The organism is Amycolatopsis sp. WAC 01375, from assembly GCF_003947325.1.
In the GTDB taxonomy this organism is placed as follows: domain Bacteria; phylum Actinomycetota; class Actinomycetes; order Mycobacteriales; family Pseudonocardiaceae; genus Amycolatopsis.
Genome location: NZ_QHHW01000040.1, coordinates 119,208 through 135,829, shown reverse-complemented (window position 1 = coordinate 135,829; position 16,622 = coordinate 119,208). Strand labels below are relative to the sequence as shown.

Genomic DNA, 16,622 nt, shown 5'->3' with positions numbered 1-16,622 from the left:
GGCGGGCGGAGACCGGCGGAACAGTGAGGTCATGCCCTTCGAACCCCTCACCCACGAACCCGCCGTCGACCCCGGCCAGGCCCGCGAAATCGCTCACGACCTCGTGGTGATCCCGAATCTCGGTGTCGACCTCGTCCCCAACATCGGGGTCGTCGGCGGGTCGCATTCGGTGCTCGTCGTCGACACCGGACTCGGTCCTCGCAACGCCGAGAAGGTGCTCGCCTTCGCCGCGGAACACGCCCGCGGCCGCAGGCTGTACCTGACCACGACGCATTTCCATCCCGAGCACGCTTTCGGCGCACAGGCCTTCGCGGACCAGGCGACCTACCTCGTCAACAGCGCGCAGGCGGCCGACCTGGTCCACAAGGGACCGGGCTATCTCGAGATGTTCCGCGGTCTCGGCACCCCGGTCGCCCGGGCACTGGAAGGCGTCGACCTGGTCGCCCCGGACGTGGTCTACGACGAGACGTACGACCTCGATCTCGGCGGCCGGATCGTGCGTATGGAGGCCACCGGACGCGCCCACAGCAAGGGTGATCAGGTGGTGAGCGTGCCCGACGCGGGGGTGCTGTTCACCGGGGATCTGGTCGAGACCGGCCAGTTCTCGATCTTCCCGTGGTTCCCGCCGTACGACACCGACGTCTCGGGAGGGCGCTGGATCGAAGTGCTGCGACGGCTGGCCGCCGCCGGGCCGGACCTCGTCGTCCCCGGCCACGGCGACGTCTCCGGACGCCGGATCCTGACCGACGTCCGGGAGTACCTCGAACTGCTGCGTGACGAGACCTGGACGCGGCGCGACTCGTCCCTCCCCGAAGAGACCATCGCCGCCGAGGTCGAAGCGCTGATGATCGAACGCCACCCCGAGTGGGAAGGCCGGGACTGGATCGCGAAGGGCGTCGGTTGCTTCTGTGCCGATCACTCAGGCCATGAGACCGCAGGCACCGGTGAAGCAGCCGAAGGTGCCTCCGCTTGACGTGTTCTTCCAGTTGTCGAAGTGATCGATCACGATCTCGACGTCGGCCTGCCCGGCGGCGGTGACATCGACACCCGAGTCGGCGAAGAAACTGCGGATATCGTCGGAAACGGTGCTCTTCATGGAAGATCTCCCTCGAACCTGCGGTGTTTGATACCGAAATCGTGCAGGTTCACCCCCGTCGACCGACAGTGTGAAGCGCTATGGACGGGGTGTGGCTTTCGACTGCTCCACTCGTGTCAACCGGGTGGCGCGAGTGGAGCAGCCGAGCGCTACTTGAAGATGGCGATGGGATGGACGACGAGTTCCCCGGTTTCGGGATCCCAGTCCTCGACCTTGCCGAGGCACCGCGCCCGGAACGCACCGGCCGGGGCGGAGTCCCGCAGGTCGCTGGTCACACAGGTGAAGCGGACACTCCTGCTCTTCGACGGATCGTCCGGGTTGCCGTACGGCGCGACGAAAACCGTCTCGGTGTCGGTCTGGGAGCGTTTACGGAACAACCCCTTCACGGAGACGAACGCCTCGACACCACGCAGCCGGGTCTGGAGCTGCCGGGTGCTTTCGAGACCGTCGGACCAGCCGAGTTCCTTCACCAGCGCGCGATTGTGGACGAGTTCCTGCTTCGCCAGGTCGACGTGGATGATGTCGTGGTGCCTTTCCAGCACCTTCGTCACGATGCCGATCACCGTGATCGGTTCGGCCTTGCGGATGTACCGCCGGAACTCCTCGTCGGTGTCGGTGCGCTCCGATTCCCCTCTGAGCGGACCGATACCGCCCGATCCCAAGAACCGCCAGCCCCGGCTTTTCCGTTTCTCCACCTCCTGTTCCAGCGCTTCGTTGTAGCGATGCAGCTGGTACAGGCCCATCACGGATTTCGTGTGCAGGTAGAAGCCGATGCCCCGGACCATCCCCTGATCGCCGTCGGAACGGGCACGGCGCCAATGCCGTACGAAAACGACGATCGCGGCGACGAAGGCGAGCACGGTCAGCACCCAGACCGCGAGCCACAATCCCCAGACTTCCCACCACAGATTATCGGCAGCCACGGATCTCCTTGAAGGCGTCGAGCAGGGATGTCGCGTTCGCGTCGACCATCCGGCCACCGGTGGCCACCGCCGCGCGATCCAGTTCGGCGGGATTCGCCTCGCCGAACCGGATGGTGTACGTGTGCACGCCGGGATCCCTTGGCGCGCGCAGGAATTCTTCGATGCCGGGGCCGGTGTTGCTCTCCCCGTCGGTCATCAGCACGATCGAAACGCCGCTGCCGGGCTCGGCACGGCGATGGGCACCGGCCTTCGCGTACGCCTCCCCGAGCGCGGACCAGACCGCCGTGTTGCCGTCGAACTCGTCGGCGGCGATGAAGGCCCGCAGCGCGTCGAGATCCTGCGGCCCGCCGATCGTGAACTCCTTGTCCCCCAGTATCTTCCCGCCGAAGCGGAGGACCGTGAGCCGCTCGCCGCGGTAGAAGCGGTCGAATCCGCCGTCCGGGCCGCCGCTCAGCCCGGCGAAGGTCGCCCGGAGCGCGGCGATCCGCGGCCCCTTCATCGAACCGGAGAAGTCGAGCACGAAGATCACGCGTCCGGGTGTCCGGCCGGCGGGGGCCACGTAGTCGTCGAGCAGTTTGTCCACGACGGCCTGCTCGTCGGGGAAGTACAGGGAGTTCCCGATCGAGGCGGGCAGCCTCGGGTCGAGCGCCACCTCCCCGGCGATCGGCCGCCGGAGAGTCCGCTCCATCAGCTTCTTCTGTGTCGCCGGGCTCCTCAGCCAGGAGACGACCTTGTCGTAAGCCTCCCGTTTGGCCGGGTCGAGCAGGAGGAGCGGGTAGTCGGACTGGACGATGCCGTCCTTCGGGTACACCAGCTCCAGCGGCGTCTTGAGCCTGCCGCTCGCGTTGAGGGTGAGCAAAGTGGACTCGTACCCGATGATCGCGTCCACGTCCTGGCGCTCGGCGAACCGGTCGGTCACCGCGGCCGACGTGTCCGCCGTGAGCGTGTGCCCCGTGCGGAAGCCCTGCAGCTTGTCGCATTTCACGTCCTGGAGCCGCAGCGCCGCGCCGGTGCCCGAGGCGGCCGTCGCCACCCCGACGAGTGAGGTGAGCCCGCTGGTCGACTTGGCCGGATCCGCCATCGCGAACCGGAACCCGCCACCGGCCGCCGCGTCCGCCAGATCGGCCCAGGAGAGCTTGCCGTCCGGTTTGCCGCGGCGCAGCTCGGCCGCCTTCGCCGGGGTGATCCCGACGATGACCGGCGACACCATGGTCTTGGTCGCGAGCGGCCGTTCCCCCTTGTCCGCGGACTGCCGGTACTTGAGCTGGAAATACCGGTCGGTGGAAAGCCAGGCGAGATCGTGGGTGGCCTTCCCCGGCGTGAGGGAAGTGGTCGCGTCGACGGTTCCCCGGAAATCCATTTCCAGTTCGATTCCCGTTTCCCCGCGAAGGTCGTCGAGAATCGGCCCGAGATCGGCCAGTTCGGAACTGGCCAGCACGCGCAGTTTCACCTTCTGCCCGCCGCTCGTACAGGCGGCGACCACCAGGAGCAGGCAGCACAGGACCGCGAGGACCCGCTTCACGGGCAGTCCCCGACGGTCTTGATCATCTCTTCCAGCACCGGATTGTCCGGTAGCGGCGTGGTGCTGTCGTCGCCCGCGACCTCCGGGGCCGTCAACCCCTGTTCGCGCACGAAGTCGTACAGCCGCGCGCTTTTCGTGGTGCCCGCGGGGGTCGCGACGCCGAATCCGAGCTCCATCGCACGGCGTTGCAGCTCGGGATCGAAGGTGATCAGCTCGCCCAGCCGTTCCGCTTCCGGCTTCAGCGCCAGGAACTGCGGTTTCGTCAGGATGTTGTCCTTCGGGTACAGCAGGACCCGGTCGAGATCCGGCCGCCCGCTCTGCGCCTTGGCGCGCAACTGCATCGCGAGGTACTGATGCTCGTAGATGACGACGATCGGCTTGTCTCCCTCGGCGAGATTCGCGTACGACTCGGACAGATCAGCCGACGGGAAGCCTTGCGCCGCCACGAGCGGTTTGACCCGGTCGGCCAGCGCCTTCGCGCTCGTCAGGTTCGGCGGACCCGCGGGCGCGCCCGCCGGCCGCGGGTCGACGACCGGGACCTGACGGCCGTTCTCCAGGAACGCCAGCAAGATCAGGTACGTCGCGCCCGAGTTGGAGTCGCAGATGTTCGACGTCTGCGCCAGCACCCTGTTCCCGTTCTCCGCGCCGAACTTGCCGACGCCGAGTGAGTCCCAGGTGCGCTCCTGCCGCATCGCCTGGATGAACTTCTCGGTATCCAGCGTGTAGTACAGCGGATCCTGCTGCCCCGGCGGTTTCGTGGCGATCTTGTTGCTCTCCAGCGTTTCCGCGTAACGGCGATAGGTGGCGAGGACGATCGGGCTGGTGAACGGCTGCCGCGCGGTGCCCGTCCACTCGTTCGCCCTCGACCGCCGGACGAGACTCGCGGCAGGCTCGCCCGACATGAACACGAAGTCGTACTGGCTGAGGTCGTGGGTGGCGACGTCACGTGATCCCGCCCTGGTCACGTGGACGCGGATGTGGTGGCGCATCAGGATCTCCTGGATCTTCGCGTCCTCGAAGAGATCCGATTTGGAGCCCATCTTGCCGCGCAGGACCAGGGTCTGCTGGAACGGCACCACGATCGTCCCGCTCAGGAGCAGGGCGATCAGGCCGCTCACGGCCAGCGCGAGCGCGGGCCCGAAAGTGCGGAGAAAACGACGGCGAAGAAAGAACGCCGAGGGTTTTGGTCGGATGGTGAGCTGGGGTTCTTCACGAAGCGAGCTATCGGTGGTCACCGATTTCCTCCCCGAATGTCCGGCAAGCCCATTTTACCGGGACACACCGACGGAAAAGCACGTCTCGATCCGGCTTCGGTACCCACCCTCACCAGGCCGGGAGGCCGGGCGGTTAGGCTCTTCGGTGGCGAAAACCGCCATGCACCACGACGCCGGGAGATCTGAACCGCCATGCTGGACCGAGCAGTCATCGACGCCCTCTTCCCCGCCGACCTGCCCGAGCCCGAGCACTGGGAACAGCGTTACCCCGCCCGCGAGCTCCCCGAGGGCGCCATGGTCACCCGGTTCGGCCCCTCGCCGACCGGGTTCGTCCACATCGGCGGCGTCTACGTCGCCACCATCGACCAGGACGTCGCACGCCGCAGCGGCGGCCGCTACCTCGTCCGGGTCGAGGACACCGACCGCTCCCGCGAGGTCGAAGGCGCCATCGACCAGTTCGAGCGCGGCTTCGCCTACTTCGGCCTCGCCGCCGACGAGGACATCCACCGCGGCGGCGACTACGGCCCGTACCAGCAGTCCGAGCGCGAGCAGATCTACCTGACCTACGTCCGTCACCTGCTCCGCTCCGGCCGCGCGTACCTCGACTTCGCCACCAAGGACGAACTGGCGGCGATCACCGCCCGGCAGCAGGCGACGAAGCTGCCGACCGGCTATTACGGCTCGTGGGCCATCTGGCGCGACGCCGACCCCGCCGACGTCCAGGCCAAACTCGACGCCGGAGACCCGTACGTCGTCCGGTTCCGCGCGCCGGACGACACCGGCGCCCGCGCCCGGTTCACCGACGCCATCCGCGGCCCGCTGGAGGCCGAGGCCAACCGCAACGACGTCGTCATCCTCAAGAGCTCCGACCAGAGCCCCCGGCTGCCGACCTATCACTTCGCGCACGCCGTCGACGACCACCTCATGCGCGTCAACCTGGTCATCCGCGGCGACGAGTGGATCTCGTCGGTGCCCGTGCACCAGCAGCTGTTCGACGCGCTCGGCTTCGACCCGATCACCTATGCGCACATCGCCCCGCTGATGAAGCAGGAGGGCGGCAGCAAGCGCAAGCTGTCGAAGCGCAAGGACCCGGAAGCGAGCGTCGACTTCTACATCGAGTCCGGCTACCCCACCAACGCCGTCCTCTACTACCTGCGCGGCCTCGCCAACGGCCGGCTCGCCGAAATGCCGCTCGACCAGGCCCTGGCCGAGCCGATCAACCTGGACGAATGCGGCGTCGCCGGCCCGCTGGTCGACCTGGTCAAACTCGACGACATCTCGGCCGACCACATCGCCACGCTGTCCGGCGCCGAGATCCTCGAAGAGGTCCGCGCCTGGGCGGAGCGGTTCGACCCCGAGCTGAAGACCGTCCTCGACGCCGAGCCGGACCTCGCGCTCCGCGCCCTCGCCGTCGAGCGCGACGGCGCCGAGAACCCGCGCAAGGACCTGAAGAAGTGGAGCGAGTTCCGCGCCGTCTACGGCTTCTTCTTCCCGCAGCTGCACGCCGCCGTCGCGAGCCCCGACGACGAGCGGATCACCGCCCTCGGCGTCGACCGTGAGGTCGTCCAGGCCGTGGCGCGGGACTTCGTCGGCAGCTACCAGCAGCTCGACGACGGCCAGGAATGGTTCCAGCAGATCCGCGAGGTCGCGGCGAAGCACGGCTTCGCGAAGAACGCCAAGGAGTTCAAGAAGAACCCCGAAGGCTTCCCCGGCTCCATTCGCGAGGCTTCGCAGATCATCCGGATCGCGATCACCGGCTCGACCCGGAGCCCGGACCTGCACTCGATCACGCAGGCGCTGGGCCGCGAGGAGACACTGGGCCGGTTCGCCGGTCTCGTAGGCGAGTGACTCGTGAGTGGTAAGCACAGTTCTTGAGAGGTAAGGCAATGTGGTGCCTCTCGGGCGAGACGGCGGCTGGGCGACGCGACACCGCGTGTTCAGACTCCGGCACCCCCGAGTTACGTCCCCAAGCACGCGAGTCACGCCTTGCCGAAGTACATGAATGCCCCCTTCCTTACGTCTAGCGCAAGGAAGGGGGCCTTTATGTACTTCACGACCGGGCCGCCGAGGCCACAGCCGTCCCACGGTCACCAGGGATCACATCCGACGGTAGCGAAAGCCTCCTTCACTACCGTCAAAGTAGGCAAGGAGGCCTTCATTACCAGGAGAACGCGTACGCAGGAGCGACACCGACCCCGCGCCACGACACGTTCGACTTACCCCTCGATACAACCGTCCTTACCACTCACGAGGCGGGCAGGAACTGGTCGTAGAAAGCCGTTTTGATCGCGACGACGGCCTGCTCCGTCTCCCGGAACCGCTCCCGCGCCTCGCTCGAGTCGATCAGCTGCACCAGCCGCAGCCCGAGCTGATCGGAATGCGTGAGCGAGAGCGGGGACGCGGCGGCGAGCGGGCGGGACTTCGCGTCGTGCACGTGGTGCGGGTAGTAGAAGACTGACCGGTCGCCGAGCACCGGGCCGATCCGGCGCCACAGTTCGCCGTACTCGACGGAGACCAGCACCTCGCCCCAGAAGCGCAGAATGGTCAGCAGTTCGACGTCGGCGTACTTCGAGTCGCCTGCCGAGGCGATCAGCTCCATCGTGGTGTCGACGCAGGCCGTCGTGGCCAGTGACTTCCGCGACCGCACCAGCACTTCCCGCGGGACGCCCAGCGCGAGGATGTCCGCCATCACGTCCTCGCGGTGTGAAGGCTTGCTGCCGGGCGAAGTGGTGTCCGGGTACTCCTCACGGATGATGACGCGGGCGATCCGTTTGGACTGCTCGTCGGTGAGCAGGTCGATCGTCAGGTCGTAGGCCATGGTGAAGGCCAGCGACAGGAAACGCCGCTGCAGCAGGACGGTTTGCAGACCCTCCTGCGACAGCTCGGTGACGCCACGCAGCGCCGGGTGATTCCGGAACCGCTCGATCAAACCGTCTTCGATCTCGTCGAGTTCGCGCATCACTACACCTCTTGCTCAGAAACGGATCATGTCGATGCTTCGGTTCGCGGCTTCCAGTTCCTTTTCCAGGCGTTGCAGGTTGGGGATCCAGGTGTTCAGGATCGTCACCTGTTCGGCCTTCGCGATATGCGCGGCGAACTCGTCGTCCGGAAAGCGTCCAGCAAGCCGCATTCTGCGGAGCATTCACCCTCCGGGATCCGGCAGCCTTGCCCTTATGTTCCCACGATCTTCACCGACGATTGTGATCGGGGTCACCACTTTGGCGCTTTGGCGTCCTTTCCGCGGAATTCACGAAAAGAATCGAATCCGGCGCGGGAATCCGCAGTACGAAGGGCGCACGTCACAAAGCAGCGGTGAAACGCGCGGGCTCCGACAGGCGACTTACCCGGTACGCAAGTACGGAAAGTTGTGGTCGATGAGCGCTGATCGTGTTGTCCAGCTGCGCTGGGAGTCCCGCCACGTGGCCGACGACGGCCGCGCGGCGCTGTCCTACCCGGGAATCTCCGTGATCCGGAGCAGGCTGGGTGAGATCGTCGACCGTACTTGGATACCGGTCGGGGAAGAACCCACCTTCGACGACGACGAGGCCCTTATCGCCGTGCTGCACGCCGCATGGCGTTGGACCAGGCCCGCCGCGTAGGTCCTTACTCCTCGCCCGATTTGTACCGGCGCTGGAGCTCTTCTTCCTGCTCACGCGGCGACTTCTCCACCCAGCGCCCGTGGACGAGGTCGTTCTCCGTGTAGCCGGCACGCCGGGAAGCCCAGTCCGGCAACATGAATTTGCGGGTCCCGCCGCGTCCGCGATCGCGCAGATCGGCGACGACGGCGATGCCGATCACCAGGACGAGTACCCCGAGCGCTATCCAGATTCCGACCATGTCCGCTCCCCCGCAGATGAAGTCGTTTCCGTCAGGTTAGCGCCGAACGACTCGTGAGCGGACATTCTTTTCGGGAAGCGCCGGAATGGAGCATGACGGTCTCCCCGATATCCACGGGATACCGGGGAGACCGGGGGCGGTCAGCCCCGGGCGTTCGGGTCGATCACGTCGCCGGCGAGTCCGGTGGCGGCGTCACCGACGGCACCGGTGGAGTCGACGACGCCCTGACCGGCCGCGGTGGCCGAGTCGACGGCGTCCTGGCCCGCGGCGGTGGCGTTCTCGGCGAGCCCCTGGCCGGTCTCGGCCAGTCCGCCGGCGGACTGGGTGACCTGGTCGGCGGCGCCGGAAAGGTCGACGCCGGTCAGTTCGCTGACCTTGTCGCCCGCGCCGCCGAGGAGTTCGGCGGCCTTTTCCTTCAGCGAGTCGAACAGGCTCATCTGGGGTACTCCTCGGATCGATCGTGCAGAGGCGGCTGAAGGTTCACCGTACAGGACAAATCGGTCACGGTGCGCTGCCCCCGGCGCTCCGGACAGGTGAATACCGCGAGGAATTCAGCGGCAGGGCGGCCGGTAGCGGTCGATCGCAAGACCGCGGAAGTCGAGCTTGTTCGGGGTCTTGCCGACGAAGACCAGCCCCCGCGCTTCGGTCAGCGCCGAGGCGAAGGAGTAGCCGGGCGTACCCAGCTCGGGCAGCGTCGTCCACGCGTCGGCCTTGAAGCTGAAGAACTTCTTCACGATCTTCCCGCCGGTCGACGGCACCTTCGTGAGCCACTTGTCGCCGCCGCTCCAGTGCGAGGCGGGACGCAGCTGGACGTAGAGGTCGTCGGTCGCGCTGTAGGTCATCCAGAAACCGGCGGATTTCGAGAGATCCGCTTGCGCTTCGAACTGATTCCCCAGCCACACCACGACCACGTGCCATTCGGCGTTGAGGAAGGTCACCTTGGCCGCGTAACCGCCGCGTTCGCGGACGAGCAGGCTGCCGGTCGGCGGAACCGTGGTGCCCTCACCGGAAGCGAGCCAGTGCTGCAACCGGTCGATCGAGGGGGTGGCGCATTCACAGCCGTGCCGCGGCGGATGCCCGCCGGACGCGTTCGCGACGGCACCGGGGCCGATCAGTGAAGCCAGGAGCAACGACACGATCACCGCGAGCGTACGACCGAAAGGAACCCCGGATCCTTTGCGCATCCGCGGAAGTTAGCACAACGATCACGAGGATTGGGGCACTCCCGCGAGCAGATCGTCCAGCTCCGCGGCGAACAACAAGGCGGGGTCGAACCCCATGCCGCCGAAGTGCCCGGCCAGTTCGAGGGACAGGACACCGTGGAGCCGGGTCCAGAACGTCACGGCACGGCGGAGAACAGCGGACGGCACCGGCGAACCACCCGCCCATTCGCGATGGTCCTCGAGATGACCGTCGAACGGCGTCACCCGTCCGTCGTCCGGACCCGCGGCGTGGACCTCGATCAGCGCGGCCATGATCTCGTTCGAGATCTCCGTCGTGTCGCCGGGCGCGCGATAGCCGGGGATCGGAGTTCCGTAGATGAACAGGTATCGCTGTGGATCCGCCAGCGCCCATTCCCTGACGGCGTAGGCGACTTCGGTCACGCCACCGGAAGCGGCGGCCGCCCGGACGGTGTCGGCGAGGCTTCGATAGGCGTCGCGGATGAGGTCCGTGATGAGGTCGTCGCGACTGGCGAAGTACCGGTACAACGCCGGGCCGCTCATCCCGACGTGTTTGGCGATCGCGTTGAGGGACAACGCGGACACGCCCGTCGTGGCCAGCTGCTCCCACGCGTACCGCTTGATCTCCGCGCGCACCTGCACCCGGTAACGCTCACGCGAGGTCTTCCCGTCAGTGTCCATCGACCACTCCTTCCTGTCCGTTAGAGGTTATCACTTTCCCTATTGACACTCACCCCATCGCGGTTATAGCTTCTAACTATCGCAAGTGCCGCTAAGTAGATGAAGGAGAAAGACCATGCCGGACACCAAGACCCGCCGCCGCACCGTCGCCAGGGCCGCCGCGCTCGCGCTCCCCTTGGCGATCGGCCTTCTGGGCGGCACCGTCACCCCCGCGCAAGCCACCACCGCTTCCCCGTCGCCGCTTTCCTGCCAGGGCAAGACCATCGACACGAAGGCCCCGATCCACTACCGCACCGAGACCCTGGTCAACGCTCCCTTGAGCAAGATCTGGCGGCTTCAGACCGACGTCGAACGCTGGCCGTCATGGCAGGAACCGGTGTTGAGCAACGAGCGCCTGGACTGGGGCCCGCTCCGGAAGAACTCCCGGTTCCGCTGGACCACCCCGGCACCGCCCACGGCCACGACGCCCGCCACCACGTTGTCGATCACCTCGACCGTCCACCAGCTCCAGCGCGGCAAGTGCATCCGCTGGAGCGGGCCCGCGATCGGCGAGGGCCTCGGCATCGACAACGGCATCCACGTCTGGAACTTCACCGAGGTCAAGGGCGGTGTCCTCGTCCGCACCGAGGAGAACTGGTCCGGTGCCCAGGTCGAAGCCGACGTGCCCACCGCGACCAAGTTCCTCGGCTGGGGCCTCGAAGCCTGGCTGAAGGACCTCAAGGCCACCGCCGAATCCCACTGCTGAGCCCTGGCCCGCGAACCTCAGGAGGAAACCGATGTCCACTCAACCGCTCGACCGCGAAACCGTCACCCGCCGCGTACCGCGCTCCGTCATCATCTCGGCCTGGGCCGTGCCGATCATGATCCTCGGCCAGTTCGCGATGATCGCCATCGTGCCGGTCGCCCTCGTCCTGATCGGCACCCTGCGCGACGCCAGACTGAAGGCGCTCCGCTGGGGCGCGATCGCCCTCACCGCGGCCTACGCCACGCCGTTGGCGCTCTGGGCGATCGGACCCGAACGCGCGCAGAGCCTGTCCAAGGACATGCATCCCGTCTTCGCCGCGATCATCGTGGCCGTGGGGGTGGCGTTCGCCGTCACCTGTCACGTCCGGCGCCGTGCCCGCAAGTAGGTGACTAATTGCGGGGCACGCTGTCGGTGAACGAGGGGATCACCCCGAAGGAGGCCTTCCGCGAAGCCCGGCGCAACGTCGCGAGGACGGCGGGCCCCACCACCAGGATCGCCACCGCGTTGGTGATCGCGCGCCCCGTGTCCCATCCCGCCGTCGAAGTCAGCAGCGTGAACACGGCGAACCGGTGCAGGTTCTCCAGCACCGGGGCGCCGGGGACGTACGAGATGTGCCCGTCGTGGTACGGCACTTCGACGTCGGTGATGAACGGCCAGAACCACAGGTTCATCAGGAATCCGAACACGTACGCGACGAAGATCCCGAAGGCCACCAGCATCGCGATCTCGGCCTTGCCGGTGACGCGGCGCGGCAGCAGTCCCGCGCCCATCCCGATCCACGCCGAGCACAGCATCTGGAACGGCAGCCACGGTCCCACCCCGGCGGTCAGCAGTGCCGAGGCGAACATCGACGTACAGCCGAGCACGAAACCGAAGCCGGGCCCGAACACCCGCCCTGCCAGCACCAGCAGGAAGAACACGGTTTCGATACCCGCGGTCCCGGCGCCGAGGGGCCGCAGGGCCGCGTTCACCGCCGAAAGCACGCCGAGCATCGCGAGGGCCTTGGAATCCATGCCCCCTTCGGACATTTCGGCCAGCACGATGACGATCAGGATCGGCAGGATCCCGAGGAACACGAACGGCGCGTCGGTGCCGTGCTGCATCGACTGGGGTTCGACGCGGACCAGAAGCGGCCAGAGGAACATCATCAGCCCCGCGAGCGACGCGAGGCCGAGCACCGTCGCCGAGCGCGGACCCAGCCGGACCGCGGGCGCCGTCGTCACGGGACCTCCTGCGGCAGCGCCGATCGGACCTCTTCGACGGTGAGCCAAGGCTCGCCGAGGATCTTGGCGATCTGCGTGGCGAACGCGGGGGAACCGCCGAGCACCTCGCCGGTCGGACCGTCGGAGACGACCTCCCCTTCCGCCATCACGAGCACGCGGTGCGCGATCGTCGCGACGAACTCGACGTCGTGGGTGGCCACGACGACCGCCCTCCCCTCGGCGGTCAGCGACGCGATCATCCGCGCCAGCGCCGACTTCGCCGTGTAGTCGAGGCCGCGGGTCGGTTCGTCCAGCAGCATGATCCGCGGCGCGGCGGACAACTGCACCGCGAGCACGAGCGCGAGCCGCTGGCCTTCCGAAAGGTCCCGTGGATGCGACGCGGGATCGATGCCCGGGGCGAGCCTGTCGAGCAGCTCACGGCAATGCCCCGGCTCCGCACCCGATTCCGCGTCGGCCGCCTCGCATTCGGCGGCGACGGTCTGCAGGTACAGCAGGTCACTCGCGGTCTGAGGCACCATGCCGACGAGCGTGCGGGCCTCGGCACTGCTCAGCGTCTTCGGGTCCTTGCCTCCGACGGTGACCTTGCCACCCTGCCGGGGGCCGGAGCCCTGCACCGCCCACAGCAGCGACGACTTGCCGGAACCGTTGCGCCCCATCATCGCCAGTACCTCGCCGGCGCGCAGGGTCAGGTCGACCTCCCGCACCGCGACCTTCGGCCCGTACCGCACGACGACCCCGGACGCGGTCAGCAACTCTTCGCCGTCGGTCGTACTTCGCGCGGGCGGGGTGCCGAGGGACAGCGACGACGCGCGCCGCCGGGCGTCACGCACCGACATCGGCAGCGGATCCCAGCCCGCCAACCGTCCCAAGTGGACGATCGGCGGCGCGATGGGCATGTCCCGCAACACCTCCGGCGGCGTCCCGTCGATCACTCCCCCGGTGCCGGGGACGTGGATCATCCGGTCCGCGAACGGGATCACGCGTTCCATCCGGTGCTCGGCCATCAGCACCGTCGTGCCGAGATCCTCCACCAGCCTGGCCAGCGTCGCCAGCACCTCCTCGGCCGCGGTCGGGTCCAGCGCCGACGTCGGCTCGTCCAGCACCAGCACCTTGGGATGCGTGGTCAGCACCGAGCCGATCGCCACCCGTTGCTGCTGCCCGCCGGACAGCGTCCGCAGCGCGCGCCTGCGTAGCTCCGCGATGCCGAGGAGATCGAGGGTCTCTTCCACCCGGCGGCGCATCACCTGCGGGCTCAGGCCGAGTTGTTCCATGCCGTACGCGAGTTCGTCCTCGACCGTGTCGGTGACGAAACCCGCGAGCGGGTCCTGGCCGACGACGCCGACCAGGTGCGCGAACTCGCGCGGTGGCCGGGACCGCGTCGTGACACCGTCGACGGAGACCGTTCCTTCGAGGTGGCCGCCGGTGAAATGCGGGACGAGACCGTTGATCGTGCCGAGCAGTGTCGACTTGCCCGCCCCCGTCCGGCCCGCGAACAGCACGAGTTCGCCTTCACCGATGGACAGTGTCACGTCGGCCAGCACCGGCTCGGAGCGGCCGTGATAGGTGAAGGAGACGTTCTTCAGTTCGATCATGCGTGCACTTCTTTTTCCACTGCGGCGTAGGGAGGTTCGGGGGCCGGGGTCAGGAACGCGGGCAGCACGCCGATCAGGACTCCGAGCAGCGGCCCCCACGAAAGCGACGGCCAGGACAGGTCGATCAACGACGGGTTCATGTTCATCGGGTTCACGCTGGACGTCACGAACAGGATCACCGCGACCCCGATTCCGCTGACCGCGACGAGGATTTCCGGCGGCTGCCAGCGATCCGGCCGGTAGCGCGTGCGCCGCACCCGTTTGCCCGCCGACCAGAACCCGATCAGGCCGATCACCAGTCCCGCCGAAAGCACCGGTGCGGCGAGGTATCGGGGCGTCGAACCGTCCAAAGTGGCGTAAACGCCGACGCAGACGCCGATCAGGCCGACGATCATCAGCGTTCCCGTGATCAGCCTCGCCCGCGCCTCGACCAGTCCGGCGCGGCCGTAGCCGCGTGAGTCCATCGACGCGGCGAGCTGCAGTGAACGGGAAAGCGCGTCCTCCAGCACCGGGATGAGGACGGTGTGCAGGACCTTCACCTTCTTCTTGCCGGAGCCCCCGCGCAGCTTGCGCGCCCGCCGGACCCGCAACACGCTTTCGGCGAGCTGCGGGAACACCGACAGCGCGACGATCACCGCCGTGCCCACCTCGTACAACGCCGGCGGCATCGCCTTGAGCAGCCGTTTCGGGTTCGCGAGCGCGTTGGCCGCGCCGAGGCAGATCACCATCGCCGCCAGCCGCATCCCGTCGTAGAGCCCGCCCAGCAACGATTCCGCGGACACGTCGCCGAAGAGCCGGATCCCCGCCGCCCATTCCGGCAGCGGGATCTCCGGCAGCCGCAGGAGGATCGTGGAACCCTCGGCGCCGCCGAACACGACGCGGAAGAACACGCGGATCACGACGATGAACGCGCCGAGGTACAGGTAGAGCCGGAAGGCCAGCGCCCACGGCGCTTCACTGCGCCGGGCGACGACGACATACCCCGCGACGGCCACGATGGTCAGCAGCAGCCACGGGTTCGTCGTGCGGGTCGCCGCGACGGCGAGCCCCAGCGCCCACACCCACCAGGCGGCCGGATGCAGGTCGCGCGGCAGGAAGTAGGACGTCATCAAACTCCTTGTGCGCGTTTGCGTCTGCGTGCCATCAGGAATCCTGCCACGCACAACGCCAGTACCGCGCCGACGGCGGCCCAGGGTGCCCAGTCGCTGGCCCCGGACTCGCGTTCGATCACCGCGTTGACGTCCTCGGCGTTCTCACCACCGGTGAACGCGACGTTCGACGACGGGTCCTGCGCCTTCGGCCTCGCCGACGCGCTCGGACGCGGCTTCGGCGGCGGGAGCGCGCCGGAACTCGGCCCCGCGGCGGGGGCTTCCCCCGCGCCCGGCTCCGCACCGGCCGTCGGTCGCGGACCGTCGGCCTGACCGCTCCCCGGCTGCGGACGCTGTTGTCGCTCGCCGGGATCGCCGGTGCCCGGCTTGGCCTCTTCGCGCGGCACGCACGGCTGGCTCTCGGTACCCGGCCGCACGGCGGAGACCCGCGGGACCGGGTTGCTCTGAGCGTTGGCGTTCAAGGAGAACGACCAGCCCTCGAACCCGCCTGGGGTGAAGTCCCGGTTCTTGAGCCCCCACTGGCTGTAGTCCCACGCGCAGTTGTTCGAGGCGTGCCAGTAGGACCAGTAGGCCTGCGCGGGAGGCGTGTCGACGCACAGCTCCCGGTACGTCTCGCGGCCGCTGACCGGGATGTTCTCCGCCGCGGAAGGACGATTCTCGATCCGGCAGACGAACGACTCGCCCCAGCGCTGCACCCCGGCGATCTGGAAACCGGCGCCCTTGAGCGCGTCCAGTCCGGTGCCGCGGGTGGTCTGGGGATTGCAGCGGACGATGGCCGTGCCGCCGAGCTGCTGGAAGTCCACCACCACGGTGACCCCGGTGGCGTCCTTGCAGAACCCGGGATATCCCTTGCTCTGGTCGACGGCGTGCGCGGACGGTGCCGTGGCGGCGATCAGGAAGATCGCCGCCACCGCGGGAAGAACCCTCCTCACGGGATGGCCGGGTTCCTCGGCGTGACAGCGGGCGGCGGGTTGGTCGTCGCCGACTTGTTCAGCGAGAACGACCAGCCCTCGAAGCCGCCGGGAGTCACGTTCCGGTTGACCGCGCCGGAGGTGCTGTAGGTCCAGGTCGAGCCGGAACCGTCCGCATGCCAGTAACCCCAGTACGCGCCGGTGGGCGGAGTGGTGACGCACGCCTCCTTGTAGTTGGGGTTGGTCGACAGCGGGAGGGTCTCCGTCGCGGACGGGCGGCCTTCCACGCGGCAGACGAAGGCGAGCCCCCAGCGTGCGGTGCCGGCGACCGCGATTCCCGCGTCCTGCAAGGCCTTGATGCCCGTGCGGGCGGTACCCGGCGCGGCGTTGGGCGAGCAGCGGGTGATCGTCGGCGCGGCCACCCCGCCGTTACCGTCCAGTTCCTGGAAGTCGACCACGACGGTGACCCCGGTGAGCGCGTCGGAGCCGGTGCAGATCCCGTTGTAGCCCTTGGTGGTGTCGACCGCGTTCGCGGGTGCGGCGGAAAGCCCGATCAGTCCGATGAGGACGGATGTCACGGCCAGCATT

20 protein-coding genes are annotated in these 16,622 nt (G+C 67.9%); 5 read left to right on the top strand and 15 right to left on the bottom strand.

Annotated features, from left to right (window positions below; all coding sequences use genetic code 11):
* The first annotated feature begins 31 nt into the window (after positions 1 to 31).
* Entirely contained in the window at positions 32 to 973 is a 942-nt protein-coding gene (locus tag DL991_RS29015) for an MBL fold metallo-hydrolase (RefSeq protein WP_125787518.1), read from the top strand.
* On the opposite strand, the gene DL991_RS43040 is transcribed toward DL991_RS29015, so the two are convergent.
* The 4 genes from DL991_RS43040 to DL991_RS29000 all read right to left on the bottom strand — a co-directional run bounded on the left by DL991_RS43040 (position 920) and on the right by DL991_RS29000 (position 4,776).
* Entirely contained in the window at positions 920 to 1,096 is a 177-nt protein-coding gene (locus DL991_RS43040; RefSeq protein ID WP_199746593.1) for a hypothetical protein, read from the bottom strand. The genes DL991_RS29015 and DL991_RS43040 overlap by 54 nt on opposite strands.
* Positions 1,097 to 1,245: 149 nt before the next feature.
* Positions 1,246 to 2,019, bottom strand: a complete 774-nt coding sequence (locus DL991_RS29010) for a hypothetical protein (RefSeq protein ID WP_125787517.1) — start codon at positions 2,017 to 2,019, stop codon at positions 1,246 to 1,248.
* A complete protein-coding gene (locus DL991_RS29005; RefSeq protein ID WP_125787516.1) occupies positions 2,006 to 3,541 on the bottom strand; it encodes a substrate-binding domain-containing protein in 1,536 nt (511 codons plus the stop codon). Before DL991_RS29005 ends, DL991_RS29010 begins: the two co-directional genes overlap by 14 nt.
* Complete coding sequence (locus DL991_RS29000; protein ID WP_125787515.1) at positions 3,538 to 4,776, bottom strand: hypothetical protein; 1,239 nt, start codon at positions 4,774 to 4,776, stop codon at positions 3,538 to 3,540. The genes DL991_RS29005 and DL991_RS29000 overlap by 4 nt, the downstream gene beginning before the upstream one ends.
* 171 nt (positions 4,777 to 4,947) lie before the next feature.
* On the opposite strand from DL991_RS29000, the gene DL991_RS28995 reads away from it, so the two are divergent.
* The gene (locus DL991_RS28995) at positions 4,948 to 6,603 is read left to right on the top strand and encodes a glutamate--tRNA ligase (RefSeq protein ID WP_125787514.1); all 1,656 of its coding nucleotides are present in this window, start codon (positions 4,948 to 4,950) and stop codon (positions 6,601 to 6,603) included.
* 397 nt (positions 6,604 to 7,000) lie between these two features.
* Here DL991_RS28995 and DL991_RS28990 read toward each other — a convergent pair whose 3' ends face one another.
* A complete protein-coding gene (locus DL991_RS28990; protein ID WP_125787513.1) occupies positions 7,001 to 7,714 on the bottom strand; it encodes a hypothetical protein in 714 nt (237 codons plus the stop codon).
* Between the two features lie 15 nt (positions 7,715 to 7,729).
* A complete protein-coding gene (locus DL991_RS42715; protein ID WP_158634468.1) occupies positions 7,730 to 7,885 on the bottom strand; it encodes a hypothetical protein in 156 nt (51 codons plus the stop codon).
* A gap of 244 nt (positions 7,886 to 8,129) precedes the next feature.
* On the opposite strand from DL991_RS42715, the gene DL991_RS28985 reads away from it, so the two are divergent.
* A complete protein-coding gene (locus DL991_RS28985) occupies positions 8,130 to 8,354 on the top strand; it encodes a hypothetical protein (protein WP_125787512.1) in 225 nt (74 codons plus the stop codon).
* A gap of 4 nt (positions 8,355 to 8,358) precedes the next feature.
* On the opposite strand, the gene DL991_RS28980 is transcribed toward DL991_RS28985, so the two are convergent.
* From DL991_RS28980 to DL991_RS28965, 4 genes are all read right to left on the bottom strand, one after another.
* The gene (locus DL991_RS28980; RefSeq protein ID WP_125787511.1) at positions 8,359 to 8,592 is read right to left on the bottom strand and encodes a hypothetical protein; all 234 of its coding nucleotides are present in this window, start codon (positions 8,590 to 8,592) and stop codon (positions 8,359 to 8,361) included.
* 140 nt (positions 8,593 to 8,732) lie between these two features.
* Entirely contained in the window at positions 8,733 to 9,029 is a 297-nt protein-coding gene (locus DL991_RS28975; protein WP_125787510.1) for a hypothetical protein, read from the bottom strand.
* Between the two features lie 114 nt (positions 9,030 to 9,143).
* Positions 9,144 to 9,734 carry a hypothetical protein gene (locus tag DL991_RS28970; RefSeq protein WP_125787558.1) on the bottom strand — a complete coding sequence of 197 codons (591 nt, stop codon included), beginning with the start codon at positions 9,732 to 9,734 and terminating at the stop codon, positions 9,144 to 9,146.
* 63 nt (positions 9,735 to 9,797) lie between these two features.
* Complete coding sequence (locus tag DL991_RS28965; protein WP_125787509.1) at positions 9,798 to 10,454, bottom strand: TetR/AcrR family transcriptional regulator; 657 nt, start codon at positions 10,452 to 10,454, stop codon at positions 9,798 to 9,800.
* A 115-nt stretch (positions 10,455 to 10,569) separates the two neighbouring features.
* Here DL991_RS28965 and DL991_RS28960 point away from each other — a divergent pair, with 115 nt between their 5' ends.
* Together DL991_RS28960 and DL991_RS28955 are read left to right on the top strand one after the other, a co-directional pair.
* The gene (locus tag DL991_RS28960; protein WP_125787508.1) at positions 10,570 to 11,199 is read left to right on the top strand and encodes an SRPBCC family protein; all 630 of its coding nucleotides are present in this window, start codon (positions 10,570 to 10,572) and stop codon (positions 11,197 to 11,199) included.
* Between the two features lie 31 nt (positions 11,200 to 11,230).
* A complete protein-coding gene (locus DL991_RS28955; protein WP_125787507.1) occupies positions 11,231 to 11,584 on the top strand; it encodes a hypothetical protein in 354 nt (117 codons plus the stop codon).
* A gap of 4 nt (positions 11,585 to 11,588) precedes the next feature.
* Here the strand turns inward: DL991_RS28955 and DL991_RS28950 are convergent, their stop codons facing one another.
* From DL991_RS28950 to DL991_RS28930, 5 genes are read right to left on the bottom strand one after another with little or no spacing between them, the layout of a single operon-like run.
* Positions 11,589 to 12,422, bottom strand: a complete 834-nt coding sequence (locus DL991_RS28950; protein ID WP_125787506.1) for an ECF transporter S component — start codon at positions 12,420 to 12,422, stop codon at positions 11,589 to 11,591.
* Positions 12,419 to 14,014, bottom strand: a complete 1,596-nt coding sequence (locus DL991_RS28945) for an ABC transporter ATP-binding protein (RefSeq protein ID WP_125787505.1) — start codon at positions 14,012 to 14,014, stop codon at positions 12,419 to 12,421. Before DL991_RS28945 ends, DL991_RS28950 begins: the two co-directional genes overlap by 4 nt.
* Positions 14,011 to 15,123: an energy-coupling factor transporter transmembrane component T gene (locus DL991_RS28940; protein WP_125787504.1), complete on the bottom strand. Its 1,113-nt coding sequence runs from the start codon at positions 15,121 to 15,123 to the stop codon at positions 14,011 to 14,013. Before DL991_RS28940 ends, DL991_RS28945 begins: the two co-directional genes overlap by 4 nt.
* Positions 15,123 to 16,055: an ABC transporter substrate-binding protein gene (locus DL991_RS28935; protein ID WP_125787503.1), complete on the bottom strand. Its 933-nt coding sequence runs from the start codon at positions 16,053 to 16,055 to the stop codon at positions 15,123 to 15,125. Before DL991_RS28935 ends, DL991_RS28940 begins: the two co-directional genes overlap by 1 nt.
* Positions 16,052 to 16,621 carry a flagellar hook-length control protein FliK gene (locus tag DL991_RS28930; RefSeq protein ID WP_233599051.1) on the bottom strand — a complete coding sequence of 190 codons (570 nt, stop codon included), beginning with the start codon at positions 16,619 to 16,621 and terminating at the stop codon, positions 16,052 to 16,054. The genes DL991_RS28935 and DL991_RS28930 overlap by 4 nt, the downstream gene beginning before the upstream one ends.
* Between the last annotated feature and the right edge of the window lies 1 nt (position 16,622).

What these genes read in the sequence shown, in the direction of transcription:
- DL991_RS28940 (WP_125787504.1), bottom strand. Translation starts at nt 15,123, where the DNA reads ATGACGTCCTACTTCCTGCCGCGCGACCTGCATCCGGCCGCCTGGTGG.
- DL991_RS28955 (WP_125787507.1), top strand. Translation starts at nt 11,231, where the DNA reads ATGTCCACTCAACCGCTCGACCGCGAAACCGTCACCCGCCGCGTACCG.
- DL991_RS42715 (WP_158634468.1), bottom strand. Translation starts at nt 7,885, where the DNA reads ATGCGGCTTGCTGGACGCTTTCCGGACGACGAGTTCGCCGCGCATATC.
- DL991_RS28975 (WP_125787510.1), bottom strand. Translation starts at nt 9,029, where the DNA reads ATGAGCCTGTTCGACTCGCTGAAGGAAAAGGCCGCCGAACTCCTCGGC.
- DL991_RS28945 (WP_125787505.1), bottom strand. Translation starts at nt 14,014, where the DNA reads ATGATCGAACTGAAGAACGTCTCCTTCACCTATCACGGCCGCTCCGAG.
- DL991_RS28960 (WP_125787508.1), top strand. Translation starts at nt 10,570, where the DNA reads ATGCCGGACACCAAGACCCGCCGCCGCACCGTCGCCAGGGCCGCCGCG.
- DL991_RS28965 (WP_125787509.1), bottom strand. Translation starts at nt 10,454, where the DNA reads ATGGACACTGACGGGAAGACCTCGCGTGAGCGTTACCGGGTGCAGGTG.
- DL991_RS28990 (WP_125787513.1), bottom strand. Translation starts at nt 7,714, where the DNA reads ATGCGCGAACTCGACGAGATCGAAGACGGTTTGATCGAGCGGTTCCGG.
- DL991_RS43040 (WP_199746593.1), bottom strand. Translation starts at nt 1,096, where the DNA reads ATGAAGAGCACCGTTTCCGACGATATCCGCAGTTTCTTCGCCGACTCG.
- DL991_RS28995 (WP_125787514.1), top strand. Translation starts at nt 4,948, where the DNA reads ATGCTGGACCGAGCAGTCATCGACGCCCTCTTCCCCGCCGACCTGCCC.
- DL991_RS28985 (WP_125787512.1), top strand. Translation starts at nt 8,130, where the DNA reads ATGAGCGCTGATCGTGTTGTCCAGCTGCGCTGGGAGTCCCGCCACGTG.
- DL991_RS29015 (WP_125787518.1), top strand. Translation starts at nt 32, where the DNA reads ATGCCCTTCGAACCCCTCACCCACGAACCCGCCGTCGACCCCGGCCAG.
- DL991_RS28930 (WP_233599051.1), bottom strand. Translation starts at nt 16,621, where the DNA reads ATGCTGGCCGTGACATCCGTCCTCATCGGACTGATCGGGCTTTCCGCC.
- DL991_RS28980 (WP_125787511.1), bottom strand. Translation starts at nt 8,592, where the DNA reads ATGGTCGGAATCTGGATAGCGCTCGGGGTACTCGTCCTGGTGATCGGC.